General features: G+C 69.4%; 27 protein-coding genes and 2 pseudogenes. 13 read left to right on the forward strand and 16 right to left on the reverse strand.

What is annotated here, in order from left to right; genetic code table 11:
* Positions 1-35 precede the first annotated feature (35 nt).
* Entirely contained in the window at positions 36-665 is a 630-nt protein-coding gene (locus tag ACFCZF_RS09940; RefSeq protein WP_376671240.1) for a TetR/AcrR family transcriptional regulator, read from the forward strand.
* A gap of 149 nt (positions 666-814) precedes the next feature.
* Here ACFCZF_RS09940 and ACFCZF_RS09945 read toward each other — a convergent pair whose 3' ends face one another.
* From ACFCZF_RS09945 to ACFCZF_RS09965, 5 genes and pseudogenes are all read right to left on the reverse strand, one after another.
* A complete protein-coding gene (locus ACFCZF_RS09945; protein WP_376671241.1) occupies positions 815-1,450 on the reverse strand; it encodes a hypothetical protein in 636 nt (211 codons plus the stop codon).
* 260 nt (positions 1,451-1,710) lie between these two features.
* A pseudogene (locus tag ACFCZF_RS09950) lies at positions 1,711-3,116 on the reverse strand (IS30 family transposase).
* Positions 3,117-3,140: 24 nt separating this feature from the next.
* A pseudogene (locus ACFCZF_RS09955) lies at positions 3,141-3,593 on the reverse strand (IS3 family transposase); the annotation flags it as partial.
* A 1-nt stretch (position 3,594) separates the two neighbouring features.
* Entirely contained in the window at positions 3,595-4,524 is a 930-nt protein-coding gene (locus ACFCZF_RS09960; protein ID WP_376671242.1) for an SUMF1/EgtB/PvdO family nonheme iron enzyme, read from the reverse strand.
* Positions 4,525-4,542: 18 nt separating this feature from the next.
* Positions 4,543-5,334, reverse strand: coding sequence for an aminotransferase class IV family protein (locus ACFCZF_RS09965; protein ID WP_376671243.1), 792 nt, complete (start codon positions 5,332-5,334; stop codon positions 4,543-4,545).
* 219 nt (positions 5,335-5,553) lie between these two features.
* Between ACFCZF_RS09965 and ACFCZF_RS09970 the strand changes: the two genes are divergently transcribed.
* From ACFCZF_RS09970 to murF, 9 genes are all read left to right on the forward strand, one after another.
* The gene (locus ACFCZF_RS09970) at positions 5,554-5,994 is read left to right on the forward strand and encodes an ATP-binding protein (RefSeq protein ID WP_376671244.1); all 441 of its coding nucleotides are present in this window, start codon (positions 5,554-5,556) and stop codon (positions 5,992-5,994) included.
* Entirely contained in the window at positions 5,991-6,401 is a 411-nt protein-coding gene (locus ACFCZF_RS09975; protein ID WP_376671245.1) for a hypothetical protein, read from the forward strand. The genes ACFCZF_RS09970 and ACFCZF_RS09975 overlap by 4 nt, the downstream gene beginning before the upstream one ends.
* Positions 6,402-6,693: 292 nt before the next feature.
* Entirely contained in the window at positions 6,694-7,158 is a 465-nt protein-coding gene (locus tag ACFCZF_RS09980) for a LuxR C-terminal-related transcriptional regulator (RefSeq protein WP_376671246.1), read from the forward strand.
* Positions 7,146-7,547, forward strand: coding sequence for a DUF6415 family natural product biosynthesis protein (locus tag ACFCZF_RS09985; RefSeq protein WP_376671247.1), 402 nt, complete (start codon positions 7,146-7,148; stop codon positions 7,545-7,547). Before ACFCZF_RS09980 ends, ACFCZF_RS09985 begins: the two co-directional genes overlap by 13 nt.
* Complete coding sequence (locus tag ACFCZF_RS09990; protein ID WP_376671248.1) at positions 7,544-7,984, forward strand: DUF6082 family protein; 441 nt, start codon at positions 7,544-7,546, stop codon at positions 7,982-7,984. Before ACFCZF_RS09985 ends, ACFCZF_RS09990 begins: the two co-directional genes overlap by 4 nt.
* A gap of 228 nt (positions 7,985-8,212) precedes the next feature.
* A complete protein-coding gene (locus ACFCZF_RS09995) occupies positions 8,213-9,187 on the forward strand; it encodes a D-alanine--D-alanine ligase (RefSeq protein ID WP_376671249.1) in 975 nt (324 codons plus the stop codon).
* A gap of 96 nt (positions 9,188-9,283) precedes the next feature.
* Entirely contained in the window at positions 9,284-10,201 is a 918-nt protein-coding gene (locus tag ACFCZF_RS10000) for a threonine/serine dehydratase (protein ID WP_376671250.1), read from the forward strand.
* Positions 10,202-10,247: 46 nt separating this feature from the next.
* A complete protein-coding gene (locus ACFCZF_RS10005) occupies positions 10,248-10,838 on the forward strand; it encodes a C39 family peptidase (RefSeq protein ID WP_376671251.1) in 591 nt (196 codons plus the stop codon).
* Positions 10,839-10,948: 110 nt separating this feature from the next.
* Positions 10,949-12,340, forward strand: a complete 1,392-nt coding sequence (murF, locus tag ACFCZF_RS10010) for a UDP-N-acetylmuramoyl-tripeptide--D-alanyl-D-alanine ligase (RefSeq protein ID WP_376671252.1) — start codon at positions 10,949-10,951, stop codon at positions 12,338-12,340.
* Here murF and murC read toward each other — a convergent pair.
* The gene (gene murC / locus ACFCZF_RS10015) at positions 12,337-13,782 is read right to left on the reverse strand and encodes a UDP-N-acetylmuramate--L-alanine ligase (protein WP_376671253.1); all 1,446 of its coding nucleotides are present in this window, start codon (positions 13,780-13,782) and stop codon (positions 12,337-12,339) included. The genes murF and murC overlap by 4 nt on opposite strands.
* Positions 13,783-14,159: 377 nt before the next feature.
* On the opposite strand from murC, the gene ACFCZF_RS10020 reads away from it, so the two are divergent.
* Positions 14,160-14,354, forward strand: coding sequence for a hypothetical protein (locus tag ACFCZF_RS10020; protein WP_376671254.1), 195 nt, complete (start codon positions 14,160-14,162; stop codon positions 14,352-14,354).
* A 71-nt stretch (positions 14,355-14,425) separates the two neighbouring features.
* On the opposite strand, the gene mobF is transcribed toward ACFCZF_RS10020, so the two are convergent.
* Positions 14,426-18,883, reverse strand: a complete 4,458-nt coding sequence (gene mobF, locus ACFCZF_RS10025) for a MobF family relaxase (RefSeq protein WP_376671255.1) — start codon at positions 18,881-18,883, stop codon at positions 14,426-14,428.
* 491 nt (positions 18,884-19,374) lie between these two features.
* Between mobF and ACFCZF_RS10030 the strand changes: the two genes are divergently transcribed.
* Complete coding sequence (locus ACFCZF_RS10030; protein ID WP_376671256.1) at positions 19,375-20,829, forward strand: PP2C family protein-serine/threonine phosphatase; 1,455 nt, start codon at positions 19,375-19,377, stop codon at positions 20,827-20,829.
* Positions 20,822-21,196, forward strand: a complete 375-nt coding sequence (locus ACFCZF_RS10035; RefSeq protein ID WP_376671257.1) for an STAS domain-containing protein — start codon at positions 20,822-20,824, stop codon at positions 21,194-21,196. Before ACFCZF_RS10030 ends, ACFCZF_RS10035 begins: the two co-directional genes overlap by 8 nt.
* Before the next feature lie 212 nt (positions 21,197-21,408).
* Here the strand turns inward: ACFCZF_RS10035 and ACFCZF_RS10040 are convergent, their stop codons facing one another.
* The 9 genes from ACFCZF_RS10040 to ACFCZF_RS10080 form a co-directional block, all read right to left on the reverse strand.
* Entirely contained in the window at positions 21,409-21,585 is a 177-nt protein-coding gene (locus ACFCZF_RS10040; protein WP_376671258.1) for a hypothetical protein, read from the reverse strand.
* 3 nt (positions 21,586-21,588) lie between these two features.
* The gene (locus ACFCZF_RS10045; protein WP_376671259.1) at positions 21,589-22,242 is read right to left on the reverse strand and encodes a hypothetical protein; all 654 of its coding nucleotides are present in this window, start codon (positions 22,240-22,242) and stop codon (positions 21,589-21,591) included.
* Between the two features lie 44 nt (positions 22,243-22,286).
* On the reverse strand, positions 22,287-22,565 hold the full coding sequence (locus ACFCZF_RS10050) for a DUF6211 family protein (RefSeq protein ID WP_376671260.1): 279 nt from the start codon (positions 22,563-22,565) through the stop codon (positions 22,287-22,289).
* A gap of 193 nt (positions 22,566-22,758) precedes the next feature.
* On the reverse strand, positions 22,759-23,046 hold the full coding sequence (locus tag ACFCZF_RS10055; protein ID WP_376671261.1) for a DUF6349 family protein: 288 nt from the start codon (positions 23,044-23,046) through the stop codon (positions 22,759-22,761).
* 10 nt (positions 23,047-23,056) lie between these two features.
* Positions 23,057-23,371 (reverse strand): DUF6349 family protein, encoded by a 315-nt coding sequence (locus tag ACFCZF_RS10060; protein WP_376671262.1) that lies wholly within the window; start codon positions 23,369-23,371, stop codon positions 23,057-23,059.
* Entirely contained in the window at positions 23,368-23,766 is a 399-nt protein-coding gene (locus tag ACFCZF_RS10065; RefSeq protein WP_376671263.1) for a DUF6181 family protein, read from the reverse strand. Before ACFCZF_RS10065 ends, ACFCZF_RS10060 begins: the two co-directional genes overlap by 4 nt.
* 44 nt (positions 23,767-23,810) lie before the next feature.
* Positions 23,811-24,239 (reverse strand): DUF6197 family protein, encoded by a 429-nt coding sequence (locus ACFCZF_RS10070; protein ID WP_376671264.1) that lies wholly within the window; start codon positions 24,237-24,239, stop codon positions 23,811-23,813.
* A 62-nt stretch (positions 24,240-24,301) separates the two neighbouring features.
* Positions 24,302-24,952: a hypothetical protein gene (locus ACFCZF_RS10075; RefSeq protein WP_376671265.1), complete on the reverse strand. Its 651-nt coding sequence runs from the start codon at positions 24,950-24,952 to the stop codon at positions 24,302-24,304.
* 72 nt (positions 24,953-25,024) lie between these two features.
* Complete coding sequence (locus ACFCZF_RS10080) at positions 25,025-26,425, reverse strand: DUF3560 domain-containing protein (RefSeq protein ID WP_376671266.1); 1,401 nt, start codon at positions 26,423-26,425, stop codon at positions 25,025-25,027.
* Between the last annotated feature and the right edge of the window lie 47 nt (positions 26,426-26,472).

Genomic DNA, 26,472 nt, shown 5'->3' on the forward strand with positions numbered 1-26,472 from the left:
AGTCCAACCGTAGCACTACCGGAGGTGCCTCCGCTTTGAGTACGTCCAAACCGACGCCCACCGGCGCCCCAGCCGGCCTGCCCACCGTCACCGACCGCCCGCTGCGCGCCCACGCGCAGCGGAATCGCGACAAGCTCATCGCCGTCGCCCGGGCGGCCTTCGCAACTGCCGACGACACCGTCCCGCTGGAGAACATCGCCCGCGATGCCGGCGTCGGCATCGGCACGCTCTACCGGCACTTCCCCACCCGCGAAGCCCTCGTCGAAGCCGTCTACGCAGCCGAACTCGACGCCATCGCCACCAGCGCCCCCGCCCTGCTCGACCAGCTTCCGCCCGACCTCGCACTGCGCGCGTGGATGGGCCGCTACGAAGCGTTCGTCGCCACCAAACGCGGCATGGCCGACACCCTCCGCGCCGGCTGGGCCTCGGGAAAGATTGCCACCCCGACCACGCGCGAGCGCATCACCGCCGCGATCGGAGCGATCCTCACGAAGGGAGCAGACGAGGGCTCCCTGCGCGCGGACGTCGACCCCGAGGACGTCACCACGATGCTCCTGGGAGTCTTTCTCTCCACCGCAGCCAGCGACACACCCGAACGGACCGGCCGGCTCCTCGACCTCGTCATCGACGCCCTCCGCCCCAAAGACGGCCAGGTCAGCGGGTAGAGGTGTTGGAGCGTCCCAGCTCTCCGGAACGGCGGTCCACAGCGCCGCTGCCGACGTGCCGGGGCCGCCTCTCCGGGAGGTCGTCCCCGCTGGGCAAACTGGCGTTCTCCCGCATCAACGCAGCGGTGCCTCCCCGAGCACGGTTCGGCTCAACCGTCGGAGGACGGCTGGAGGTCGCCTCCGAGCAGCCGGGTATTGTCCACCATGAGGCGCTGAACGACGTTGCGCAGGGCCAGCAGATCCGCCTCCGCGCGGCGCACGGCGGCCAAGGCCTGGTCCCGCTCCTTGCGCAGCACCTCGGCCTCGGCGTCCCTGGCCGGAATCGACGCGAGGCCCCCCAGCACGTCGGCAGCGAGGTCCCGTACGCGCACGGCGCGGAGCTCAGCCCTCGCTGCCTCAAGGTCTCGGCGCAGCGCCGCGTTCTGTTCGAGCAGCATGCGGTTCTCCACCGCCAGCCCCGCGTCCTGGCGGGCCGCCGCGGCGGCCGCGGCCCGGGGCCGGTCGGCGGCGAGGTGCGCGCGGACGGCTTCCGCCTCGGCCTTGAGGTCCCGGTGCCGCTGCAGGTACTGGGGGTTGACTTCGGCGCGCCGGGTGATCTCCGCATCGGAGACCGGCCTGCGGGTCTTGCGCATCCTGGTGATGACGTCCAGCACGCGCTGTCGGCACGCCTCGCTGTCGGCACGGCGCCGAGACGCGGCGGCCTGTCGGCCCACGTCCAGAGCGGCCGCGCGCCCGGGGGCCGGTCCCTTCGGCGCCTGCCCCTGCGGGCTGCGGTCGCCGGTCACCTCGTCTCCCCGGTCAGCAGGATCGGGTCGACGGTCGGCTGGGTCAGCTGCTGGCGGCCTGCCAGGACGGCGGCGACGGGGATCACGGTAAGGAACCGGTCCCGGCTGTGGAGCCAGGCCTAGACGGTGGCCTTGTCCTCCTCGGTCAGCGAGCCGAGGTCCGTCTCGCACTTGCCGATGAGCTCATCGATCTGTACGAGTTCCTGGCGCCGTGCCGGTGGCAGACGTCGGCGAAGGCCGCCGCGTTGTACTGGGCGAGTTCAATTGGTCGTTGCAACACCGGACTGTTGCAGCGAGCGTAGCTGTTCTTCGAAGACTTCGGCCGGTGTCCGCCAGCCCAGGATTTTGCGGGGCCGGTTGTTGATCGCTATGGCGACGGCTTCGAGGTCCGTGGACGACCACCGGGAGAGATCGGTGCCCTTCGGGAAGTACTGACGTAGCAGTCCGTTCGTGTTCTCGTTCGTCGGTCGTTGCCAGGGCGAGTGCGGATCAGCGAAGAACACCTTCGTCCCGGTGTCGAGAGCGAACTGGGCATGGGCGGAGAGTTCCTTCCCGCGGTCCCAGGTGAGGCTCTTGCGCAGTTGCTCGGGCAGTTGCGTCATCGATGTCGTGAGCGCCACGTTCATCGCGATCGCACCATAGCCCCCGAGCGAGGTGCCGTTCTTCACGGGCGGAATCTCGCCCCAGCCCGCGAGTCGAGGCAGGTGCACGGGGAGCGTGGAGCGGCTGCTGCGCTCGACGAGCGTGCCGATTGCGGAGCGGCCCGTTCCGATGATCAAATCGCCTTCCCAGTGTCCGGGGACCGCGCGGTCCCCGGCCTCGGCGGGGCGTTCACTGAGGACGACGTCTGCGGTGACATGCCCCTGCGGCTTGTTCTGTGACCGTGCACGGGGAGTCCGCAGCGCCCGGCCGGTACGCAGACACGTGACCAGCTCCCGCTTGAGCGCGCCACGGCCCTCGATGAACAGCGCCTGGTAGATCGCTTCGTGGCTGATGCGCATGGACTCATCATCGGGGAAGTCGACACGCAGCCGGTGCGAGATCTGCTCCGGGCTCCATGCCGTCGCCCATCTTCTGTCCTGCCGCTGCGGCTTGTTCAGGCCCTTCCGGCGTCCTGGGCCCGGCGACGATCGTGCCGTCGGGACGACGGACACTGCCGGCGATCCGTTCCTGCACGTATGCACGCAGCCTGGCGTTGCCTGCGAGTTTCGCAGTCTTCGGGCGCTTCGCGGCCTGCTGTGCTTTCCACTGCGCGACCAGAGCCCGATAGACCGGTTTGCCGCCGCGGGTCGCCGCGTTGCGGCGCAGCTCGCGTGAGACCGTGCCCGCGTCGCGGCCGATCCTGCGGGCGATCTCGCGCACGCCGAGATCCTGGACGCGCAGCAGTGCGATCTCCTCGCGCTCGGCGAACGACAGGTAGCGGCCGGTGGGCTCGTCCAGGCTGATCGGCGGCATTCCGCCAGCGTGACGGAACCACCGGATCCCGACCGGCCGACACGCCGACCCCCTCGGCCGCCTGGACCGTGGTGACCCCGGACGCGATCAGACGCCAGAACTCCCGCTGCACAGCGCGCGACGGCTCCGGACGGCCGGGCGAGCGCATTGGCGCCCGCATCGCCCGGTCCGCGGCCCACTGCCGTCGCGCCCCGGCCGGAGCCTGCGGCATCGACTTCCTCGGTCGTCCCATTCAGTCGGTGTGGAAGACGACGCCGTGGACCCGGCCGCCGCGGGCGGCCACGGCCATCTCGATCGCGTCGGTGACCAGCGAGGTGCGCATGTGGTCCGCGATCGACCAGCCCACCACCCGCCGTGAACAGATGTCGATCACCGTGGCGAGATACAGCCACGTCGCACCGACGGCTATGTAGGTGATGTCGCCGCACCACCTGGTGTTCAGCGCGTCCGCGGTGAAGTCGCGCATCACCAGGTCCGGCACAGGTGGCGCGGTCCTGTCCGCGATCGTCGTCCGCTTCTTCTTCCGCAGGTGCCGGCCGACGATGTCGTTGACCCGCATCAGCCGGGTCACACGCTTCCGGTTAATCCAGTGTCCACGGGCACGGAGCTCGGCATGGACGCGCGGGGCGCTGTAGGCTCCGTGGTGCTCGGCGTGGATGGAGCGGATCTCGTTCACGGTCCGCCTCTCACTACGCCACGCTCACGCAGCGGAATCCGGTGTCGTTGTCTCTCATCCGCGAGTTGGCAGCGTTCTCCAATGCCGGCGCCGCCCGCTCGAAGGGACTGGAGAATGCCGAGCCCTTGAGCTGGAACCGATCTGGTCCGTCCGCAGCGGCCCCCGGCGTGGAGCACCACTCCCACGTGTTGCCGCACAAGTCCTGCACCCCGTAAGGGCTGACGCCGGACTGGTAGCGGGTGACTGGGGTGGTGCGGCCGATGCCCGACTCCGCGGTGTTGCACTTCGCGGCCGTTGGCTCGTCCCCCCAGGGATAGTCGCGTCCCTTGGATCCGCGGGCCGCCTTCTCCCACTGCCGGGCCGTGGGGAGCGCCTTGCCCGCCCATTTCGCGTACGCGGTCGCGTCGTGCCATGTCACCCATACGACGGGGTGGTCTCGCAGATCGCTTGGGCACCTGCCGCCGGGCGGCCAGTGCCTTGGTGGCTGGTGCCCGGTTGCACGGACGAACGGCTCGTAGTCCAGATTGGTTGTGGGGTACACGTCGATCTGGAAGGTGTCGACCCAGATCGACCTGCCCGCCTCGCCGGAGAGGTAGATGCCTTCCTCGACGAGGGCCATAATCTTGCCATCGACCGGGTGCCGGACCGTCCGCGGGTCGCGTCGCAGCAGCTCCTCGGTGCGCTCGTCGTGTCCGACGGCCGCATTCTCCGTGAGCATCTGCGCGAAGCGCCACTGAACGTCGGGGACGGACGTGGAGAGCACGGTGTCGAGCACTGCTTGGTTGCTCACGTGGGGCTTGATCGTCGCGCCACGCGACTCCCAGGTGATGACCTGCCGCTTGGTGACTCCGACCTTCGCTGCGAAGTCTTCAGCCGTCATGCGCAGTGCCTCGCGCAGAAGCTCAACTTCACGGCCGGTCCAGCGTGTTACTCCGGTGGTCACAGCCGCGCTCTCCCGTGGTCAGAGAACTTCGCCGGGAATCGACAAGTAGCTGGCAGTAAGGGCGTCCAGCACCGGGTGTTTCGTGGGCAGTTCCTTGTCATCGAGCCTCGACAGGGGACGGACTCCGACCGAGGTGTTCGTGGCAAAAGCGGCAGCCATGTCCTTGGCCTGGTCGAGGATGACCGGAGCGGTGCGATGCTCGATACCGGCACCGTGCTGCTGGAGCAGGGCCATGGTGATTCCGGGCAGGACGGGGGCCTGCGGCCACACTACGGTTCCGTCACCGTCAATGAACGCGACGTTCCAGGTGACGCCCTCGGAAACGTGTCCGTCGCGGCCGACGAAGAGGGCGTCGTCGAATCCGGCCTGCTGTGCAGCACGGCGGGCGTGGAGCGGCCCGAACAAACCTACGTGCTTGACCTCCGGCAGATCACGCTCGTACATGACGCTCATGGCGCTGAGCGGGGCCGCGGGGATGTCGCCGGCCGGTCGGACAGACACCAGCGCCCTGGGGGTTTTCGCGTCAACGGGGTGCCCCATGTCGACAGCGGGGTCATAGACAGTGACGCGGATCGTGCACGGACAGCCCGCCTCTCCTACGGCTCGCCGCACGTTGTCGCGGACACGTTCCGTGTCGACGGTGACACCGAAGACGCTCTTGCTGTCCCGCGCCAGTCGTTCGAGGTGCAGGGAGAGTCCGCGGACAGATCCGTCCTCGCTCACCCGCATCGACGTGAAGTGCCCAAAGTTCGTCAGGGCCAGGGGCTGCAAGTCGTCTGCGGTCGCGGGGCTTTCATCAAGAGTGAGCATGCGGCACAGCATGGCAGCACGCGCCGTCCCACCGGCACCCCGAAACGAGTTACTGACGGGTCAACTTCACCGAAACTTCCTTCCCTCCGCAACACCTTTCAGTGTTCGCTAGTCACCGCACGAACACGCTTAGTGATCACGAGACGGTGGGCGCACAACAGGCTGTCTCGCTCCCGCACATCGCACTTCGCCATCACCCGACGTACGAGAGGCGCCTCGATGAGCCCTGCGACAACCGCGCTCCTCAGCGCCGTTGCTGATATGCAGCAGCAGGGCAGCGGCCCCGGCTTTGCCGCCACGTTTCCCCCTCAGCGCTCGCGGGTCGCCGAGATGCGCCGCAGGACGGCCGAGACGCTCCGAGACTGGAAGGTTCCTCGGCAGGACGCTGAGGACATCACGCTGGCCGTGTCGGAACTCGTCACGAACTCGGTGGTCCACGGCCGGGGCGCGGTCTGCGTCGTCGTGCGCCAGGTCGATGCCGAGATCTGGGTCGAAGTCACCGACGGCAACCCGGAGCCGGCCAAGGTGAAGAACGCGGACCCGGACGACACCTCTGGTCGCGGCATGTTCCTGGCCGCAGTCTTCGCTCGCCGTGTCGAGGTCAGTGACGACGGCTACACCACCACCGCGGTCTTCGCCCTCACCGGAGGACAGCGATGACGGCGCTGGTGCATGAGACGGTGGTGCCGCTCGGTGTGACGGAGAGCCGCAACGACCCGGAGACGATGGGGCGGGTCAGCTTCGGGCTCCGCCGCCAACTCGTGGCCGATGTGGTCACCGACGCGATGTACGACGACTTAGAGAGCGTCCTAGGTGATCATGGCGCACCTCGATCCCTTGAGACCGTCGAAAGCATCGCGGGTCGATTCAGGTCGGTGGCACCGACACTCGAAGACCTCATCACGCGGCTGAACAGGAACGGTCAGCCCCTCCCCGAGCAGATGCAGACCGTTTTACGGCTCAGTGCCGAGGAGCCCGCCGAGCGCGACGCGCGCGCTCAGCTCGTGCGCTTCGGCCTCGCCATTCTCGACGTGCTCGACGACGTTTTGGGAGACCTCGCGTCATGACGAAGTCCTCCAGCGTCTCTGTCGTCGGGCCGACCCCCCGGTCCGGCCGACCGTCGGTCCGCAGGGGCGCCGTAGCTCGCTCCCTCCCCCCTGGACAGGCCCACCCCCGCGCCGGACAGGAACTCTGCCACGTGGCGCTCGCGTTCCTCGGCGCCTACATCCTCGTCCGGCTGCACCGGCGGCCATCGCAGCAACGGCCCGAGCCACCAATAACGGCACTGGCCGACATCGAGCACAGCAGGTTCGCATACCTCTGCCAGCAATTCATCAGTGCCCACCGAGGAGTTCAGCCGTGATCACCACGACCATCCGAGTAGCCCTCGGACCACGGGAGCGGCAAGTGCTGGAGGGCCTGGCGGCGGGTGACACCCTGATGCAGGTAGCGAGGGACTTGGGGATCAGCTACGGCACGGCACAGAGCTACCGCAAAGTGGCCAAGGAAAAGCTGTTCGGCGTGAGTGAAGCGGTTGCGGCCGTCGCCGCGGGATACGCGGCCAACGCCATCTCTCGCCCACCGTTGCTGTCCGTCGACGCCCCGCGGGTGTCCGCCTCACAGCGCCTGCTCATCCCGTTGATCGCTCGGGGCATGACCTCAGCGCAGATGGCCACCGAGGTGCGGCGGCCGGTCGATGACGTCCGGGCGGACGCGCTTGACCTCCGCGAAACCGTCGGGGCTCGCAACACCTGCCACCTCATCACCCTGCTGTGGCAGCACCAGCTCGTCACCGCCGACGAGGTGACCAGATGGCTGAAGTAGCCACTGATCCACAGGACGACGTTGACATCGCGGCCGACGTCACGACCGTGCTGGCCTGGGAGGCGACCGACGGGGAGTTTCCCGGTGTGGACAGCGTCCTTGCCCTCGTCGAGCGGTTCACGGTTCACGGGCGCCGCCTGGCCGACGAGTTGGAGATCGCCTGCAAGAAGCTCCCTGAAACCGAAAATGCCCGAATCGGCGCCGACGCGACGCTCAGTGAAGCGCCACGGCGCCTCTACCTCCGGCCCCCGGCCGCGACGAAGTCGGCTGCCGGACACCGCGCGCAGAACATCGCCCGCCTCGTGCACAGCCTGCTCGAGGCCCGCGGCAAGGTCGCGGATGAATTCGCTCGCCTCTCCATGCTCGCCTCGACGGAAGGTACGCCTTGAAGACCAGCCACGCCGTACTCATCGCCTCTGCGGTCGGGGCCACCGGCATCTGGACGACACAGCGGCAACACCGGCAGCACCGTGACCTGTGGTGCGCGGACATGCACCAGCGGCTGCTCGCCGACCTGACGAGCGATCCCGAGATGCTGGAGAACTGGCGCCTCGACGGCATGTCGGCCGAGGAAGCCAAGCGCATGGTGTCCTGCAACCGGCAGATGGCGTTGCTTTCGATCAAGTTCCGCATGGGGCTACTCGACCGGACGCGGCTGCGGGTACAGGCGCGTGCGCTCCTGGAGAGGGAATCGTTCCGCGCGTACTGGGGGCGCTTCGCGAGCTTCCGCGAGGACGAGGCCATGGACCGTCGCGACCATGCGTTCAACGCGGTCATTGACGACGAGTACGCGGCTGTCAGCCCTCTCGAAGCCGCCGCTTCCTAAGACTGGGGCCTCCTCCTGGTCGTGAGGACCGCCACGCCCGTGCGCGAGCGGACCCGAGACCCCAAGGGGGAAGGTGGCGCCGAGCCCCCGCGCCCTGGCCGAGTGCTTCCTGGGGGAGCCAGGGCCGGCCCGATCTACGCCTGCCCGCTGTCCGGTGTGCACTGCTCCCGGACAGTGGGCGGGAGCAATCCCTTCCTCTGTATCCCGTCACGCCGCTCGGAGGAGCATATGAACATCCCACCTTTCACCCCGGACGAATTCACCGGTCCCATCGCCGTCATCACCGGCGGCTGGTCGCAGGAACGCGACCGCTCGTTGCTGTCCGGCCGTACGGTCAACGACGCCCTGACCGGTATGGGTATCAAGACCGCCGTCATCGACCTCGACGGGCCGCGCGACGCGCTACTGAGCGGACTCGGCCATGTGGAGTCGGCCTTCCTCGCCATCGCCGGTCGCGGCGCGGAGGACGGCGGACTTCAGGGCTTACTCGAAACCCTGGGCATCCCGTACACGGGCTCCGGCGTTCTCGCGTCGGCGCTGGGCATGCACAAACTACGGGCGAAGGAAGTCGTATCGGAAGCCGCGGTCCTCGTACCCCGGAGCGACCGCGTTAACGTCGGTGCGAGCCCGGAACTCGAAGCAGAGCGGCTTGAGGCCAGGCTCGGGCTGCCTCTGATCCTGAAGCCGATCGCCGAGGGCGGCTCCATCGGGCTCCAGGTGGCGACGAGCGCGGAGAGCCTGATCTCGGCCATCGCGGGAGCCGGTGGCAACCTGCTGATGGCCGAGCGCTTTCGCACGGGACGATCCGTGAGCGTCGGTGTGCTGGAAGACGTCGACGGCACCGTGCACGCATTGCCCGCGCTGGAAGCGCAGACCCCGAACGGGATCTACAGCTACGCGGCCAAACGGGGCAATGCCGACTGCGACTACCACTGCCCGGCCCGGCTGAGCGACACGACCGCTGACGAACTGCGGCGCCAGGCTCTGGCCGCACACCGAGTGCTCGGGTGCGTCAGCCACTCCCGACACGACTTCATCGTCAGCGACGACGGCCGCGCATGGTGGCTGGAGGTCAACACGCTGCCTGGCCTTTCGCGCAGCGGCAACCTCGCGCGCATGGCGCAAGCGGACGGCCTGACCTACGAGCAGCTGATCCTCCACATCCTTCGCGGCGCGCGGGTCGACCGTCGCGCCCACGTATAAGAGGACGAACCCGTGACGACGATGTCGCCCCACAGCGTGCGGTACGCGACCGAGAACCTGCGCAATGTCGCCGTGCGCACGCCCCTGCTCACCTCGATGTCCTTCGACGCGATGGTGGGCCGCCGTATCGTGATCAAGGCCGAGAACCAGCAGCGCACGGCCTCCTTCAAGATGCGCGGCGCGTACAACGCTCTCGCCACGATGCGCGAGTCCGACCGCGAGGCCGGAGTCATCGGCGCTTCCTCCGGCAACCACGCTCAGGCCCTCGCGCTCGCCTCACACTTGCTGCGGACGACGGCGACCGTGGTCATCCCTGCGGATGCGCCCGACACGAAGGTGGATGCAATCCGCGGACTCGGCGCACGGATCGTCACCTACGACCGCGCTGACGGCCGGCGCGATGAACTCGTGGCCCAGCTCGCAAAGGAGAAGGGCCTCACGATCGTTCCTTCCTCCGACCACCCTGCCGTGATCGCCGGAGCGGGCACCGTCGCGTGGGAAATGCTCCAGGACCTACAGGATCTCGCGGCCATCGTTGTCCCGGTGGGCGGCGGCGGCCTGGCCGCAGGCACCCTGCTGGCGGCACAGGTCCTCAACCCTCGCCTGAAAGTGTTCGGAGTCGAGCCCGCCAACGGCAACGACATGCACCTCTCGGTGCGCGCGGGACGCATCCGGCAGATACCGCCACCCTCCACGATCGCGGACGGGGTACGGCACACCCAGCCCTCCCCGCTCCCCTTCGAGATCATCAACGGCCTGATCACCGATGTGATCACTGTGCCGGACCGCGACATTGTCGACGCGATGGCGCACCTGTGGAGCGACTACCACACGGCCGCCGAACCCACCGGAGCACTCGCGCTCGCCGGAGTGCTGCGGGCCGCGGACCGCCTTCCGGATGGACCGATCGGCGTGGTCGCCTCCGGCGGCAACGTGGACTGGTCGTCTTATCGGAAACTTCTCGATACGGCCATGGAGCGAAGGGGACGAACCAAGCATGCTGTGCTGCGCTGAGGACACTGGCGGCCTTGCCCGTCCCGTCCACGACCCGGTCCCGGTCGTGACCCAATACGCGACCGCCGACCTCATCCAGGCCATCGCCTACGAGGGCCACGACGCGGGTGACGACCCAGCATGGGCCAGCAGCGGAGCCCCGACCCGTGCGACGTACCGGCGCTGGTGCAGCCACATGTGCGGGATCGCCTGCCTGCGCATGGCCCTACTGCACCGAGATGGCCGGGCGCCAACCATGTTCCAGCTCTTGGCCGGCACCCTGCATCACGGCGCCTACGTCCAGCAGTCCGACGGCGACATCAAGGGCCTGATCTATCGCCCGTTCACCCAGTACACGCGCGCCACGCACGCCCTGCCCGCTGACGTACACACCGACCTGCCAATGGAGCGGCTGATTACGCTGCTGGACGCCGGACAGATGGTGATGACGTCCGTGCACAAGTGGATCCGCCACCCCGAACAGGACCCGCCCAAGCGCGGCGGCCACCTGGTCCTGGCCACCGGCCACCGGGACGGTCAGATCTTCTTCCGCAACCCGTCCGGGCACACGCCCGAGACCCGCGCGACCTGTCTGCCCGTCGACCGGTTCGCCGCGTTCTTCGCCGAGCGCGGCGTGTCCCTCAACCTTCCTGCCTAGCGACGCCCGGTCCGTAAGGGCCGGGCCCGCGCGGCGGGCCACCAGCCGCCCGACCACCAGCCGGTGGCGTCACATCCCACAGCTTGAACAGGGAGAACACTGTGCACCCCATGACCCTGACCGAGATCAGCGCCGTGGTCGACGGCCGCCTCGTCGACGCTCTCGACCCTGCGGCGGAGGTGACGCAGCCCGCAGTATTCGACTCCCGCGAGGCTCAGCCCGGCTCACTGTTCATCGCGCTGCAGGGCGAGCACGCCGACGGCCACGCCTACGCGGAGTCCGCCCACAGCAAGGGCGCCGTCGTAGCCCTCGTCAGCCGGCCGGTCGGCGTGCCCGCGATCGTCGTCGAAGACGTGCTCGCCGCCTTCGGTAAGCTGGCGAACGCGCTGCTGCGCGGGCCTCTCACCAACGCTCAGGTAGTCGCCATCACCGGCTCGGCCGGGAAGACGAGCACCAAGGACTTCATCTCCCAGGTCCTGCCCGGACGGGTCGTCGCCACGCCGCAGTCCTTCAACAACGAGATCGGGCTCCCGCTCACCGTCACACTGGCCGACGATTCCACGGACTACCTGGTTCTGGAGATGGGCGCCCGGTACATCGGCAACATCCGCGACCTCACCCTCATCGCGCCGCCGTGCATCAGCGTCGTCACCAACGTCGGCACCGCGCACATCGGCGAGTTCGGCGGACGCGACAACATCGCCATCGCCAAGGGCGAGATCGTGGAAGCGCTCACGGCCGAAGGGCTGGCCGTTCTCAACGCCGACGACGACTACGTGCAGCCTATGGGCGCGCGGGCTGGCGGACGCGTCGTCACGTACGGGCTCGGGGCGCAGGCCACCGTGCGGGCCACCGACATCGTCACCAACGCCCAAGGACGCACGTCGTACACCCTCACTACGCCGGAGGGGTCGGCGCCGGTGCAGCTTCAGCTCGTGGGCGGCGTCCAAGTGCACAACTCCCTGGCTGCTGCGGTTGTAGGCCGCGAAGCCGGGCTCGACGTCGCCGAGATCGCCGCCCGCCTCTCCCGGGCGCTTCCGCGCTCGCGCTGGCGTATGGAGACCGAGACCCGGGCCGACAACGTCACCATCGTCAACGACGCCTACAACGCCAACCCCAGTTCGATGCGGCACTCACTGGACGCGCTGTCCTCCATGACCGGCGGCATGAACCAGCGGTCGATCGCCGTGCTGGGCCAGATGAACGAGCTCGGCGACGACGCGCGGACCGCCCACGAGGAGATCGGGCGCTACGCGGCCGAGAAGGGTCTCGATCGGATCATCCTGGTGGGGGGCGACGAAGCCGAATGGATGCTGAATGGGGTACGCACCAGGGGCGGGATGGCCGAGTGGCTGCCCGATCAGGAAACCGCCTTGGATCTACTTCACTCGACCCTCCAGCCCGGCGACGTGGTGTTGGTCAAGGCCAGCCGGGGCGTCGAGCTTCAGCAGCTCGCGAGCGAACTGCTGAAGCCCACCCCGGCCAGCCCTGCGGGCGCTTAGGCCGCGATCACGGCCACGGCGCTCAGTGCCGCCTTCAGCGCCAGGCCGGACTCGACGAGGTCACCGGCCCCCATCAGCACGATCACGTCGCCCGGCCGCGCGACCTCGGCCGCGTGGACGGCCGCCTCCGCCCGGACAGGTACCTTCCGGACGGAGCCCTCGGCGGCGGTGATCTGGGTGAGCAGCGTCTCCAGTGCGGGCGCCGGCAGACCGCGGGTGCTGTCCGTGAGGACTGTCAGGTCACTCGCGGACAGAGCCACGGCGTACGCGCCCCCGAACACGGCGAGACGCTGAGCGTCGGACGGCTGGAACACCGTGATGATGCGGCCACCGTCGGACAGGAGGGAACGGGCCGCTGCGAGGTCGGCGCGCACCTCGCCCGGGTGGTGGGCGTACGAGTCGTAGACGCGCACCCCCCTCTCCTCCCCCGCGCCCGTCATGCGGCGCTGGGCCCCGTCGAAGTAGCGCAGCTGCTCCACCGCCTGGTCGAGGTCCTGCCCGAGCACGTGCAGGGCCACCGCCGCGCACGCGGCATTCGCCAACTGGTGGACACCGGGCACCCGCAGCGCCAGGTCGAGCGTCAGCCCGGCCGGGCCCCGCAGCACGGCACGGCTGCGGCCACCGGACGTGACGGCCAGGCTCATGCGCCAGTCCGCCTCGGCCGACGATCCGACCATGACGACCTGCGGTCCGCCGCTGTGATGCTTCAGCCGGTCCGCGAGCTTGCGGCAACCCGCGGAGTCCGCGTTGAGGATCAGCGTGCCGTTCGCGTTCAGTCCCGCGCGGACGCAGTCCTCGAACGCGGCGAGGTACGCCGCCTCGTCGGCGTAGTTCTCGGGGTGGTCGTAGTCGATGTTGGTGATCACCGCGACGTCCATCCGTGTGCCGATGTGCGTGCGGTCGGACTCATCGACCTCGGCGACGAACACCTTGCCCTGGCCCGCGCGCCCGCCGCTGCCCGTTACGTCCAGGTCGGCGCCCACCATGTACGAGGGGTTCTGTCCCAGGCGCGCGAGCGAGAAGGCGAGCATCGCCGACGTGGACGACTTGCCGTTCGTTCCCATCACCGCGACCGACGTGTGTCCGGCCATCAGCGTGTTCAGGACCGCGGACCGGTGCACCACCGGGATGCCCAGCTCGCGGGCCTTGGCGATCTCGGGGTTGTCCTCAGCGACGGCGTGCGTGAACACCACCGTGGTCGTGTCCGCCCAGACGTTCTCCGCATGGTGACCCGCGCGGACCTGAACGCCAGCACGCGTCAGCGACTCCAGCCGGGCGGAGGGTCGGGCGTCGCTTCCCGACACGATGTGGCCGCGCTGGGCGCAGATGGCTGCCACGGGCTGCATTCCCATGCCGCCGATGCCGACGAAGTGCACGCGGCTCAAATCGAGCAGCCCGGACGTCGCGGTCGGCGTGATCCTGGGGACAGCGGTTTCGGCCATGAAAGCCTCCTCGAAGGCGTCTCCGGCCACCTCGTCTGGTGGCCGCCACCCCGTGCTTGAGGGGCAGCGCACTCACCTTCCGGCCCCGGACCACACGGGGGCTACGGGGCTTGGCGGTGCGAACCCGTTCGCACCGCCCTCAAGGGGGTGCGAATACCTTCGCACCCCACGACCCTCTATCCACCACAATCCGGCGGTGCATCATGAAGGGGCCTAACTACCAACTGGCTTTGGCTGTTTCGCAGGCCGGCTGGAGCAACCGCGAGACGGCTCGGCGGGTTAACGCCCGAGCAATACAGCAGGGTCACACCGGTGTGGCCGTGTCTGGAAATCGAGTGAGTCGGTGGATTCGCCACGGCGAGAAGCCTCGAAGTCCGGTGCCCGAGATTCTTGCCGACCTTCTCACGGAACACTTAGGGCAGGCGCACACCCCGCAGACCCTGGGAATCGCAGCATCCCACCGTGTGATTGTTCTGCTCACCGAGCCGGACATTCGCGCACTGGCAGAGCGTGCAGCCGCACACAACATGTCGCTGGAACGGTTCGCACAGAAGCTACTCACCGAACCCTGAGAACCGCACCCGCTCTGGCTGAAGGCCCGCGGCAGCTGAGCTTATTGCGCATAGGATCCGCCGGAGAGGGCCTAGAGCGACGGCAAATCGTCGTTGAGATGCTCTGCCTGCTCGTCATGTCCCAGTGGCTCGGCGCCGTATCCATCCAGAGAGTACGTCGAGCGCTCTGGTGAAAGCGCCCTGGCGTCATCGGTCGCCGTATGGGACTGCATCGCGCGTGTCGACACCTCCCTTTCGAGTCCCTGAGCGCGATGCGCGGATCCGTTGGCGGTCGTGCGAGAGCTGATGGCGTCACCACGTAGCTGCTTGGCGCGCTGGCTGTCCTTCTCCAGGGCACGTCGCAGGAGTGCGGCCTTCTCCTGCTGCGGAATGTCAGCCTCGGCGAGCACAGCGGCGTGCTCGCCGATTGGTCCGGCCTGCTGGGTGACCTCATGGAGCCGCGTGCTCAGCTGCTCCAGTTTTCGCGCGTCCTCCTCGCGCGTACGGAGCAGTTCTTCACGGTCGGCCTCGGCCGCAGCCCGTTCGTCTCCACGGAGCACCGGCCGGCCCAAGCGGCCGGCCGCGGCCAGCTGCTGTTCGAGTCCTTGGATGCGGGTCTGCGCATAGTGCAGTCGGTCAGTGCGTTCCGTGATCGTGCCGCCCAGTGCTCGGACTTCGCGAATCGCCACGGCACGCTGGGCAACGTCCTGCTGGCGACGGCTGAGCGCGAGCGCGTTCGGACCCGTCCCGGCGGCAGCCTGCTGTTCGGCGCGATCGGCGGCAGCCTCCGCCCTGTCGGCAGCCGTACTGGTGGCGCGCGCTGCCACGACGGCCTTGCGCGCCGCGTCACGCAGGGCCGGACTGGTGAGGTGCGCGTACGGACGCTTGGCCATCGGCGCAGGTTCCGGAGACGCGGTCGAATCCGCGCGCCGCGCGGCGGGCGCCGGGGTGGGGCCGTTCTCGGTGTCCACGTCCTCGTCGGGAGCGACCGCGCCACGCGGTTCTCCGGTACCAGGTGCGCGCGGGGTCGGCAGGTCCGCTACGGCCTGCCGGACGTGGGCAGGGACCGCGTTCCTCGGGAGTTCGGTGAGGATCATGCGTTCCTCGGTGCCGTTCTCGATCTCGCGGATGAGGCCCGCCACGGCGCGGTCAAGCTGTTCCTGGTCGGTGAGTGCATCGCCGTGGCGGGCGCGGTCGGCATCGGTCTCGTAGACGGAGAGCGGCAGGAAGAGGTGGGACTCCTTCTTGTCGCGGCTCATCATCGTGTACAGGGCGTTCGCCTGAGCGCCGGGTCCGTAGACCAGGGCCTCTTGGACGCTGAGGCCCTGCGACTTGTGGCCGGTGATCGCGTATCCGAGGCTGAGGCCGCCCTGTGCGATGTAGTCGGCGTCCACCCATTCGGCAATGTCACGGTGACCGTCCTCGGTCTTCTCTCGCCACTCGACCAGCACCCGGCGTTCCTCATCCACGGCGCGCACGATTCCGCGGTAGCCGTTCAGGACGTCTTCGTTCTCGCCCCGGCTCTTCTCGCCCCGGCTCTTCTTGCCCCGGTAGTCGTTGACCCGAAGGAGGACCTGGTCACCGACGGACAGGGTCAGCTCGCCGCCGCCGGGCAGCGCGTATGCGTGCTCGGGACCGGTGAGGTCGCCGTTCTCCTTCCGCTGTGCGCGGGCGCCGGTGTTCAGCTCTTCCACGATCTCGTTGGTGGCGGCGAGCATGAGGAGCTGCTGCACGGCGGTGTGGTCGTCGTTGTGCGCGGCGCGCTTGTCGGCCCAGATGGTGAGAATCGCGGCGAGGGTGGCGTCCTTGTCCGCGAGAGCGTGCACGCGACCGGTCCCGGCGAAGGTACGGAGCGCTTCCACGCGGTTGTCGTCGCGCCACAGTTCCAGTGCCCGGCGCTCGACCATGTCCTTCTGGCGGAAATTCTGGCTGAGGGTGAGCCCGCCGACGATGTGGTGCACGGCGGCGAAGCTGCCGCCGATGCCGGGCGAGTGGAGCTGCTTGGGGTCACCGATGCCGACGATCTTCGTGCCGGTTTCCGCGGCGTGGGTGAGGAGTTCGGCGATGTCGCGGTCATCGCACATCGCGGCTTCGTCCACGACCAACACGTCCACGCCGGTGAGGCCGGAGCCTCCGTTGCGGATGCCGGTCAACCAGGACGCGAGGGTGCGGGACTCGATGCCCGCCTCGGCCTTCAGGTTCGCGGCGGCGACGGCGGCCGTGCTCGCGCCGGCGATGACGAGACCGTGGGCCTCCCATGCCTGCCGGGCAGTGTCCATGATCGTGGTCTTGCCCGATCCGGCGATGCCCACGACGGCGTCGATTCCATGTCCGGCCGTGAGCAGCCGTTCGAGGACGGCACGCTGTTCGTCGGAGAACGTGAAGCTGCCGCCGTGCTGGGCCTCGACGGTGGACAGCGTCATGTCGACCGTGTCGCTGCTGACTGCGGCGGCCTGAGTCCCGAGCCGGTTCGTGGCTTCGGAGACGATCAGCGCTTCGGCCGCCACGACATCCGCCGTGGTGTACCGGTCGGCGTGCGTGAAGTGCTGGGCGCCCTTCGGGTTGAGCTGGACCGCGTATCCGGCGTGCCTAAGTGCGGAGTTGGTGAGCTGTTCGGCTTCGGCGGCGCCAGCGACGCCGTACGGGAGGGCGTCCAGCACGGCGGCGATGGCGGCGGCGTGGGTGAACTCCTTGGAGTGGCTGGTCAAACCGGTCTTGGGGTCGAAGACCTGGGCGCACAGTTCGTCCAGAGTGGGGTTCTGGTCTGCTCGGTTCTGTTCCATCGCGCTGGCTGCGATGGCGTCGGGGTCGTCTCCGGCCGCGCGGCCTTCGGCCTGCCAGTAGGCGCGGAGAACATCGTCCCCGACCCCGGCGGCCTCGCCGTTCTTCGCGGCCTTGGACGCGGTGGAGGCGGCGTTGCGCTCGCGGGTCGTGGCGCTGTCGTAGTCGATGCCGAGTTTCGTCAGCAGGTCCCGGACCTGGCTGTCGCGCTTACTGAAGAGCCTGATGGTGGACTCGGGGATCGCTGAGATCTCCCACGCTCCCGTCCGCTCCTCACGGCGGAAGCTGATACCGAACTCGTTGGTCAACTCCCTGCGGATGCGGGCGTTCATGAGGGACTGGGTCGCGCGGGTGTGCCGGTGGAGGTCGCGGCCCCCGCTGGCCATCGTGGACCACTTGCCGTCGGTGCCCTTGACCATGTTGGCGAGGGTGAAGTGCAGGTGGAAGTGCGGGTCTCCGTACGGGGCGCCGTCCACGGGGCGGGCGGCGCGGTGGACCATCATCCAGCCGGAGAACCCGCTCGTCTTCACGGTCTCGGCGTCGTCGCCATCGCCGTGGTGGCCGCGCATGGCGTACGCGGTCCACCGCTCCAGGGCGCCGATGGACTCGCGGCCGGCGGCCGTGTAGATGCCCTCGACCTGGGCGGCGATCTCCTCGGGCGCATACGCGAGGAACGCGGACTTCGACTTCGCCAAGTCCAAGGTGACGTCGGCGCCGCGGTTGCCGACTTGCACGCGGCCTTCGAGGAGGGCGGCCTTGATCTCCTCGGCGTCCCACACGTCCTCGGGCGTGAGCCCTGCCGCCTTGGCCATCGCGACGGCTTCGCGGACGTCCATCGGCAGGTCCCGGAGACGACGTGCACCTTCGCCTTCGGTCTGGACGTACCGGCGCTTCATGGACGCGGCGTCGAACAGGTCGGCAGGCTGCTGTCCGGTCTCGGTGGCGCGGGCCTCGACGGCACGCAGGAGTGCACGGGCGTCCAGGTGGCCGTCCGCCTCGGCGGCGACGGCCTTCTCCATCGTGTCCTCGCCGTAGAGGTCGACGGCGTTGATGCCGACGGCGTCGGCGAGCTTCAGCACCGTAGAGACGGGGACGCGATGCGTCTCTCCGAACCGCTTGAGCTGGCTCTCCATCCGGCGGAAGGCGTCCTGCTTGCGCTTGGAGTCGAGCAGGGAGGTGGGGTTCACGCTGCGTTCGGCGGCGGCGCGGCGGATGGCGCGGGCCAGTGGGGCGGCGGGGAGCTTGGCGGCCGGCGCGATGGCCAGCTTGGGGTCCACGAGGGTCTGCCCGGTCCGGGGGTCTTCCCCGAGCATGAGGCGCCGGACGGCCGGGAACTGCTCGGGAGCGAGGGTGCTGCCGGGCGTGATGTCGAACTCGGTGAGCCCGCCGCCGATCCAGACCAGGGGCCGTTCATTGGCGTCCAGGTGGTAGTCCACCTGTCCGTCCGCAGGCCGAGCGAGGAGGGCCTGTTCGCCGTAGAGGTCGCGGGCGTCGAGCCCGGCTGCGGCGGCGACTTCGACGACGTCGAAGCCGGTGAAGCGTGCGGTGCCCTTGCTGCGGATGAGCCCGCGGGCGCGGAAGAAGGCGCGCTTGGCCTCGCGGTTGGCGAGCAGGGAGGCGACGGGGGCACCGGCGGCTTCGGCCTTCGCCTCGATGGCGGCAATAAGGGGCGCGGCGTCGACCGCTACGGACTTCCCGCATCCGTGGCCGCCGGTAAGGCGGTACTCAACCTGCTCGTCGGACGGGCCGATCATGGTTACCCATCCCATCGGCCCGCTCACCCCCCGCCGTCATTCGGCCAGTTTCGGTCATCTTGGCTGATTGTATCGTCACGAAGTGACGATACCTTGGTCCTCAGAATTCAAGATCATGATCGACGAGGGAGCCTCGGGCATTCGGAGCGGCCTCGTCGCTTCTGCGGATCAGGCTCCTGGAGCCTGATGTCCTGTTGGACTGTTACCTCTGTGCGAGGTGTCGTCTGCCATCGGAACGTCAGCGGAATCTGCCACTGGATGTCAGTGGTCCTGCCATGAGGTGTGTCAGTAGGTGCTGACGTCGTCGGCATCCTGAGGCGGAGGCTGTACCGGACGTCGTCGGCCAGTACGGCGGTGCCGTCCTCGGCGTGGACCAGGAGCCCGGCGTCGAGCAGGCTCGCGACGGTGACGGCGGTCGGTTCCTCGGGGGTGTGCTGCCGTAGAGTCCCCACTGTCCGAGGGGCGGCCGTACGGGCCGGTCCCGGCGCGGAAGGCAGGAGCTAGCGATGACGGCACCTGTTCCTGCCGCCTCACCCGGAAACGAGCAGCGGCTGCAACGCGTGCTTCCGATCGATGAGGAGGCAGCGCGGATGGCGGCGGTGCGCCGTTACGACATCCTCGACACCCCGCCGGACGGCGCCTTCGACCGGGTCGCGGCGATCGCCGCGCGGCTGTTCGACGTCCCCGTGGCCACCGTGACGATCGTGGACAGTGACCGGATCTGGTTCAAGGCCGCCCACGGCCTGGACGGCGTTACCCAGATCGGCCGGGACCCGGGCCTGTGCGGCTCCGCGATCGGCAGCGACCAGGCACTGGTGATACCCGACACCCTCACCGACCCCGTTGCCTGCGCCAACCCGCTGGTCGCCGGCTCTATGGGGGTGCGGTTCTACGCCGCCGCGCCGATCGTCACCTCCGGCGGCCACCGGCTGGGCACCGTCAACATCCTCGACACCAAACCCCGGGTGATCAGCCAGGACGACATAGCGACCCTGGTCGACCTCGCCTCGATGGTCCTGGACGCATTGGAACTGCGCCTGTCCGCCCTGCACCGGCTGCGTGAGGAACAGGAACGACGCATAGAGCAGGAGGAAGCTCGCGAGCGGGCCGAGCGCGACACGGAGGTGATTGCTGCGTTCGCCTCCACCCTCCAGCGCACCCTGCTCCCCCCGAACCTGCCGGCGGTACCCGGGCTGGAGCTGGCCTGCCACTACCAGACCGACTCACCCCGTGATGTCGGCGGCGACTTCTATGACGTCTTCCCCCTGGGCGGGGACAAGTGGGCCTTCTTCCTCGGCGACGTGTGCGGCAAGGGCGCCGAAGCCGCCGCCGTCACCTCGCTGGCCCGCTACACCCTGCGCGAGGCAGCCCAGCACCACAACCACAACGACCCCACCGCCGTACTCGACGCCCTCAACAGCGCCCTGCTCATCGACGTGTCGATCGGCACCCGGTACTGCACCTGCGTCTTCGGCACCCTCACCCCCACCACGGACGGCGGATACACCGTGGTGGTGGCCATGGGCGGCCACCCGCCCGTGTTCCACCTGCAACCCGGCAGCGACGGCGCCGTACAACTCCAGGGCGTGCGGCCCTCCGGCGGCATGCTGGTCGGCGCCCTCGAAGGGGCGCAGTTCGCCTCCCGCACCCTGCACCTGGCCCCCGGCCACGGCCTGCTGCTCTACACCGACGGCCTCACCGAGGCCCGCCTTAAAGACGGCACCATGCTGGGCGAGGACGGCGTAGCCGCTTTCCTCGCCACCCGCACCACGACCTCGGCCACCATGCTGGTCGAGGACACCGTCGCTCTGGTCGCCGACCTGCCGCACGGCGCCGGCGACGACATCGCCCTGCTGGCCCTGTCCGTCCCCCTCACCCTGGCCACCGGTCAGCCTGCGACCGCCGTGACCACCCACACCTCCGCCACCCCGGCACCGGCCAGGAGCACCTCTCGTGACTGACGACCTCACGCTCACCGTCCAGCACACCGACGGGCCCCTCGCGCTCATCGCCGTCGCCGGGGAGATCGACATCGAGACCGCTCCCGCCCTGCGCGCCCAGGCGCTGCACCTGATAGCCCAGGGCCATCCGCACCTCGTGCTGGACTGCACGCGGGTGACCTTCTGCGACTCCACCGGCTTCAGCGCCCTCATCGGCATCCTGCGCTGCGCGAAAGCCGACAACGGCTCCCTCACGCTGGCCTGCGTGCCCGACCGGCTCGCCCGGATGCTCGACCTCACCGGCATCAGCACCCTCATGCCCTCCTACCCCAACGCCACCGACGCCCTCAACGCGCGCACTGCGGCGGGGAAGACGACCGCACCGTAAACACCGGACGCGCGCAGCCATTGCGGCCGGAGGGGGAAGCGGGCTCCCGATCGGCGGGGGCTCGTAGCCGCTATGCGTCGCCCCTGCTGTTGGGTCGAGCGGTCTTGGTTGGGCCCTGCCCGACCCGCAAGCGTCTGGTGACATGTCGAAGGTCCCCGCTCCGGGTCGGAGCGGGGACCTTCGACATGCTGGCCGTGTGGCTCGGCCGACGGCTACGTGTGCAGGGGCCACTCGCCGAACGGCACCGGTGCCTGACCGTGGGCCTCGCGCACGGCTTCCTCCGTACCGCACGTGGTGCAGATGAAGACCTCGCGGTCGGTGGTCAGCCGGGAACGTGCGGGTCGTTCACCGAGCGGGCCGCCGCAGCGCGGACAGCGGGCGTCGGGCACGGGTCACTCCTCGGGGTGCTCGCGGGCGGACTTGAGGAGCGAATTCCAGGTCGGGCGGGAGTAGGTCTTCTCCGTCTGGCCCTGGAGTTGCGGGATCAGTTCGGCGTTCTTCGCCCCGGGGTTCGCCGCGATGGCCTGCCGGGCGAGGGTCAGCCGCTCGTCTCCCTGGTAGGGGTAGGCCAGTCCCCGGCGGCCCGTGGGGCGCCCGCCGGCGTGCCCGCGGCCCTTCCGGTCCGCGAGGTACTGCCACAGCCGCCAGCGCTTCCACTTCGGGCGGCGCCGGGTCGGAAGCTCGTCCCAGTCGTCCGGTGCCGGCCACCCCTCGGGCGGGTTTTTGACGTAGTGGGAGACGGTGGTGGAATCGGCGAACCCGCAGACCTTCGCAGCTTCGGCGGGGCCGACCATCTCTTCGGGGTCGCCGTCGAGCTTCGGCGGGTTGGTGGTGCTGGCGGCGGCGCGCTGCCGCTGCAACTCGTGGTGCCACGTCGCCCATACGTCGCCGTCCCAGTGCATGACGCCGTCGATGATGTCCGCCACGGGCGGGTGCCCGTTGTTCTCCCGGTCGGTCCAGAGGTTCTGAAGGGTCGGCTCGCTGATGCCGTGGACCTTGCGCAGGTCGGCGCGTGAGTAGAGCGTGCGGCCGGTCTTGCGGGACACGGTCGCCTCCTGTTCTTGGTCGGGGTCGTGAGCGCTTGGCGCGGTCACTGGATGTCGTCCGGGTCCGGGGCCGGCGCCCACGTACGGCTGCCCGCCGGTTCGAGCCGGGTGAGGGTGGCTATGTCGGCCAGGGGGACGGCGGCGGCCCAGTCGGCGCGGCCGGGGTGGTCGACGGGGAGGTTGAGCACGAGGTGCCGGCCGGTCGGGGGGAAGTCCTCGACGATGACGAAGGTGTCGTTGGGATCGGCGCCGATGCTGTTACCCCTGGTGAGCTGTGCAATGTCGCCGGGCTGGGGACAGTCGGGGTGTCGGTCACATAGCATGGTGTGGTCTTTCTGGTGAGAGAGACACCGACGGCCAGCGCCTTGTTGCCCTTGTGCGCTGGCCGTCATCTTGTGTCTGGGGTGGGCGGCGCCCGTACGGACGCTCGGAGGTTGCCCGCTCCGCTGACGGCGGAGTAATTAAACCACCTTTGGATTGAGCGGGGCGGGGCCCTGATCCGGAGGACGGCGGTCATCAGAAGAGGGCCCCTTGGCCTGCGGGGCGGTGACCCCTGCCGCGCGACGGCCGGGTGATGCGGAGTTCGTAGCGGGGGCGTCCCGCGTACGGCGGGGCGTGAGCTTCGCGGCGGTATCGGCGCCAGGTCACGACGGGAGCGCCCTGGTCGATCCAGCCCGCCGGGTACCGGGCGATGAGCTGAGCCCGGCGGCTCCGGCTCCGCGGGACGGCCCACCGGTCCTCGACCGTGGTGATCGGCGGCAGCGTCCGCCAGCCGGGGAACGCATGGTCGTGCGCCTCCTCCACCGCCTCGTTGTCACCGTCTCCGAGACCCGTCGCCGCAGCGCACGGGGCCTTCCCATTGGCACGCGAGACACCCGCCGCGGAACTCCTGCTTCTCCCCCCGGCGGCAACCGGTCGGCCGGCTCCGGGAGAGCAGGGTAGGGGTGTGGTGCGCGGGCGGGTCCAGTTCGTGGCCCAGATCGCTGTACGCGCCGCCGGGATGTCCGGGCTGGATGTGCCACGCCTGGGCCGCGCACTCGGGTCGGTGGCGTGTCCGCGCGTTGCGCACTCGCCAGTAGTACGTCTGCCGTGCCCGTGCTCCGGTCGGCTCGGCGACGGTGGCGGTCACGACGTCCTGCTTCCGGCGGCGAGCACTTCGCGGAGCGGGTCCGCGAGCACGGCCTGTTCGTCGGGGGCGTCGAGAAACCGAGGCCCGTACGCACGGCGCACGGCGCGGCGGGCGTCCTGGTGGCGGTCGAGCTCCGGGTAGTACGGCGATCGGTCGAGCACGTCATAGCCGTGTTGGGTGAGCACGTCGGCGATGAGCGACCGGACCTGTACGGGGTCGAGGGCGGAGAGGTCGGTTTCCTCGGGGGCCGCGAGGAGTACGCGGATCAGCTCGGTCGCGCTGAGCCGGGGGTGAAGGGGAACGCTGAGTCGGTGGACGCCGTCCCGGCTGGGGGTGGCGGCTCCTCGGCGGCTCGGCGTCCTGGTGGTGCTGCGGTCTTCTGTCGTCTCGTCCATCGTGTGGGCCTTCGGTGGCTCGGGATGCTGGCGGGCGTCGGGGGTCAGAACAGGGCGCGCTCAGCGTGTGCGGCGGCGGTACGGAAAGCGCGGGCGGCGTCGGCGGCGCTACGTCCGGGCTCGGCGCTCCACCGGTCGATGACGTCGCGGTGCAGGGCCTTGACTGCGGTGGGGTCGTCGGCGTCGACAGGGTGACCGGCGAGGGTTTCCGCGAGTAGGGCGAACGCCTGGTCGCGTGCACGGTCGATGCGGTCCCAGTCGTACGTCCGGCCGGCGGCTCCCCGACCGTGGCCGGCGGCGACCTGGAGTGCGCCGCGCGGCCAGCACGGCAACGTGGCCGTACGGCCGGGACCGTCGAAGAGGCGCGGGCCCTGGTGGATGCCGACGTGTTCGATGTGGCGGGCGGCCCATTCCAGGATGGCGGCGGGGGCGTCCGCGATGACGATGCTTTCGGGGGTGTGTCGGGTCGGCACGGTGCTGTCCTTCAGGAAGGACGGGGGCGGCGGCGGGCTGCCGCCGCCCCTCGGTCGGGCTGCTAGTGGTAGGCGGGGATCAGTCGGCGGACCTTGTCCTCTCCGATGCACCCGCCCTTGTGGCGGCGCGCGCTCGGCGGCTCTCCGTTGCGTCCGCGCAAGTGGCTCCAGAACTTCGGGCCTTCCCAGTCGCACAATTCACAGCTGAGGTACCAGTGGTTATCGCTGCCGGGGAACCCTGTGAGGACTGCTCGCCAGTGATGGGCCGCGAGTCCCGCGAACGCGATCTGCGCGCCTTCGATGTTGCGATCGTTGACCGGCATCCGCGGGTGCAGGAGGGGCACCGGCCCGCACAACGGCGTCGGAGCCTCGGCGAGCACCTGTCCCAGGGGAACGGCGCCGATCCGACCGGCGGCGTACTCCTCGGCGAGATGAGCGGCGGCCATGTCTGTGCCGGGGGTTCCCTTGGGCGGGCGGCGGAGGTTGCGTTCGCCCGCAGTGGTGAGGACGAGCCAGTCACGGTGCCACCGGTAGGCGCGGCCGATGACCTGGTCTTCGCCAACGATCACGGGGTATCGGCACTGGATGTCGGGGGTGCCGACGCGGTACGTCGGGACGGTGCTGCTGCCACCGGTCCCGGGGACGATGGGCCTGCCCGCTTCGGTTTCGGGGACGGTGATGGTCGCGGGTCGTTCGAGGAGTTGCGTGGTCATGGTGGTGCCCTGTTCTGGTGAGAGAGGGGCCCGCCCCGGCGCGCTCGGCCGCCGGGGCGGGCGGGGGCGCGGTTACGCGGCCTCGGCGGCCGGGGCCTGCGGGGCGGCGGTCCACTCACGGCGCGGGGTGATCCCCAGCTCGTTGAGGACCGGCGCGTGGCTGCCGTTGTCCGGGACCCATTCCCAGTCGGCGCCCTCGGTGCCGGGCCGGTCGGTCCAGGTGAGCATGTAGGAGCGGCCGGAGGTGCGGGGGTCGCCGCATACGGCTTGTGCTTCGCGGCGGGTCATCGCCCACAGGGCACGCCGCTTGCGGGAGCGGCTGGAGCCCTTCGAGGCGATCAGCACCAGCGCCATTCCGTCCAGCCAGTTCGCACCTGCGGCGGGGGCCGCTGCGGCGGTCGGCTTCCCGACCGGCCCCGGTTCCTCGACCGCCGGGGACTGCTCGGCAATCTCCTGCGGTTCGATGGCCGGGGCCTGGGGCGACTGCTGCATCTCGTCAGGGCTCTTACGTCCGGACACGCCGTCGTAGGGGGCGGTCCATGTCCAGTCGTCGTGCTCGTTGCCGGTGGCGCGGACGATGCGCTTGCCGCTGCCGTTATGGATGTGCGGGATGGTCACGGACTTCGGGTTGACCCGCAGGACCTCGTACCAGGTACCGCGGTAGAGAACGAAGTCCCCGCGGGTGAAGTCGGCCCGCGACCACACCTTGAAGCCTTCGGCCTCGGCCTCCTTGATGACCTTCTCCCAGTGGGCGATCTCCTCGATCAGCTCCTGGTGCTCGATCTCCAGCTCCGGGTCTGCCGGGCTCCGGGAGAACCCCTTGGCGGACTCCCCGCGCTGCCACTTCTCGACCGCGCGGAGGTCGGCCCGCAGTTTGTCGAGACGGCGGAGCGTGCGGCCGGGGTCCTTCTTGAACTGCTGGTAGTTCGCGGCGGCCTGCGCCCGGCCGCTCCAGTGGGCGGCGCGGTCGCTCTCGCCGATGCTTTTGCGCATCGCGTCGTCCATCCGCGCGTGATCGCGGCGGGCACGGCCCTCGGAGTGGTGACCGACGAGGATCGGCTGACCGAAGGCGAACCGCTCGGATATGTCGATGCTCTTCTTCCACGCAGCCTCGGAGGACTGGGCAGCGCTGGCGGCGTACCCCCCGAACCGATCCGCGCGGCCTTCGGCCTTCTCCTCCCGCTTCTCCTCGGCCTCGCTGAAGCTCCGGCGGTCGGCGTTGTCGACGGTCAACGTGACCTCGAACCCCTTCTCCCGGAGTCGCTGCGCGAGGAGTTCGAGCGAGGGGATGTAGGTGGCGTGGTCGCGGCTGTGCGGGAGGTACCAGCAGTCAAGGTTCCTGCTCCAGCGGAAGGGCTGGCGCTGGGTGCGACCGTACTCACGGAGTCGCAGGATCTCGGCCGATCCGTCGCCCCGGCTGGTCCCCTCGATCAGGGTTCCTTCTCGGCGGGTGTGGGTGATCTCGATAGTCACTGAACTGGTCTTTTCTGGTGAGAGTTTGTGGTCCGGCCGCAGGGCGG

Origin of the sequence: Streptomyces sp. NPDC056296, assembly GCF_042268605.1 — a bacterium.
Classification (GTDB): Bacteria; Actinomycetota; Actinomycetes; order Streptomycetales; family Streptomycetaceae; genus Streptomyces.

Bases quoted from the DNA above. Each gene is read 5' to 3' on its own strand.
- ACFCZF_RS09965 (WP_376671243.1), bottom strand. From the start codon at position 5,334: ATGCTCACTCTTGATGAAAGCCCCGCGACCGCAGACGACTTGCAGCCC.
- ACFCZF_RS09970 (WP_376671244.1), top strand. From the start codon at position 5,554: ATGAGCCCTGCGACAACCGCGCTCCTCAGCGCCGTTGCTGATATGCAG.
- ACFCZF_RS09975 (WP_376671245.1), top strand. From the start codon at position 5,991: ATGACGGCGCTGGTGCATGAGACGGTGGTGCCGCTCGGTGTGACGGAG.
- ACFCZF_RS09985 (WP_376671247.1), top strand. From the start codon at position 7,146: ATGGCTGAAGTAGCCACTGATCCACAGGACGACGTTGACATCGCGGCC.
- ACFCZF_RS09995 (WP_376671249.1), top strand. From the start codon at position 8,213: ATGAACATCCCACCTTTCACCCCGGACGAATTCACCGGTCCCATCGCC.
- ACFCZF_RS10000 (WP_376671250.1), top strand. From the start codon at position 9,284: ATGTCCTTCGACGCGATGGTGGGCCGCCGTATCGTGATCAAGGCCGAG.
- murF (WP_376671252.1), top strand. From the start codon at position 10,949: ATGACCCTGACCGAGATCAGCGCCGTGGTCGACGGCCGCCTCGTCGAC.
- murC (WP_376671253.1), bottom strand. From the start codon at position 13,782: ATGGCCGAAACCGCTGTCCCCAGGATCACGCCGACCGCGACGTCCGGG.
- mobF (WP_376671255.1), bottom strand. From the start codon at position 18,883: ATGGGATGGGTAACCATGATCGGCCCGTCCGACGAGCAGGTTGAGTAC.
- ACFCZF_RS10030 (WP_376671256.1), top strand. From the start codon at position 19,375: ATGACGGCACCTGTTCCTGCCGCCTCACCCGGAAACGAGCAGCGGCTG.
- ACFCZF_RS10050 (WP_376671260.1), bottom strand. From the start codon at position 22,565: ATGCTATGTGACCGACACCCCGACTGTCCCCAGCCCGGCGACATTGCA.
- ACFCZF_RS10065 (WP_376671263.1), bottom strand. From the start codon at position 23,766: ATGGACGAGACGACAGAAGACCGCAGCACCACCAGGACGCCGAGCCGC.
- ACFCZF_RS10075 (WP_376671265.1), bottom strand. From the start codon at position 24,952: ATGACCACGCAACTCCTCGAACGACCCGCGACCATCACCGTCCCCGAA.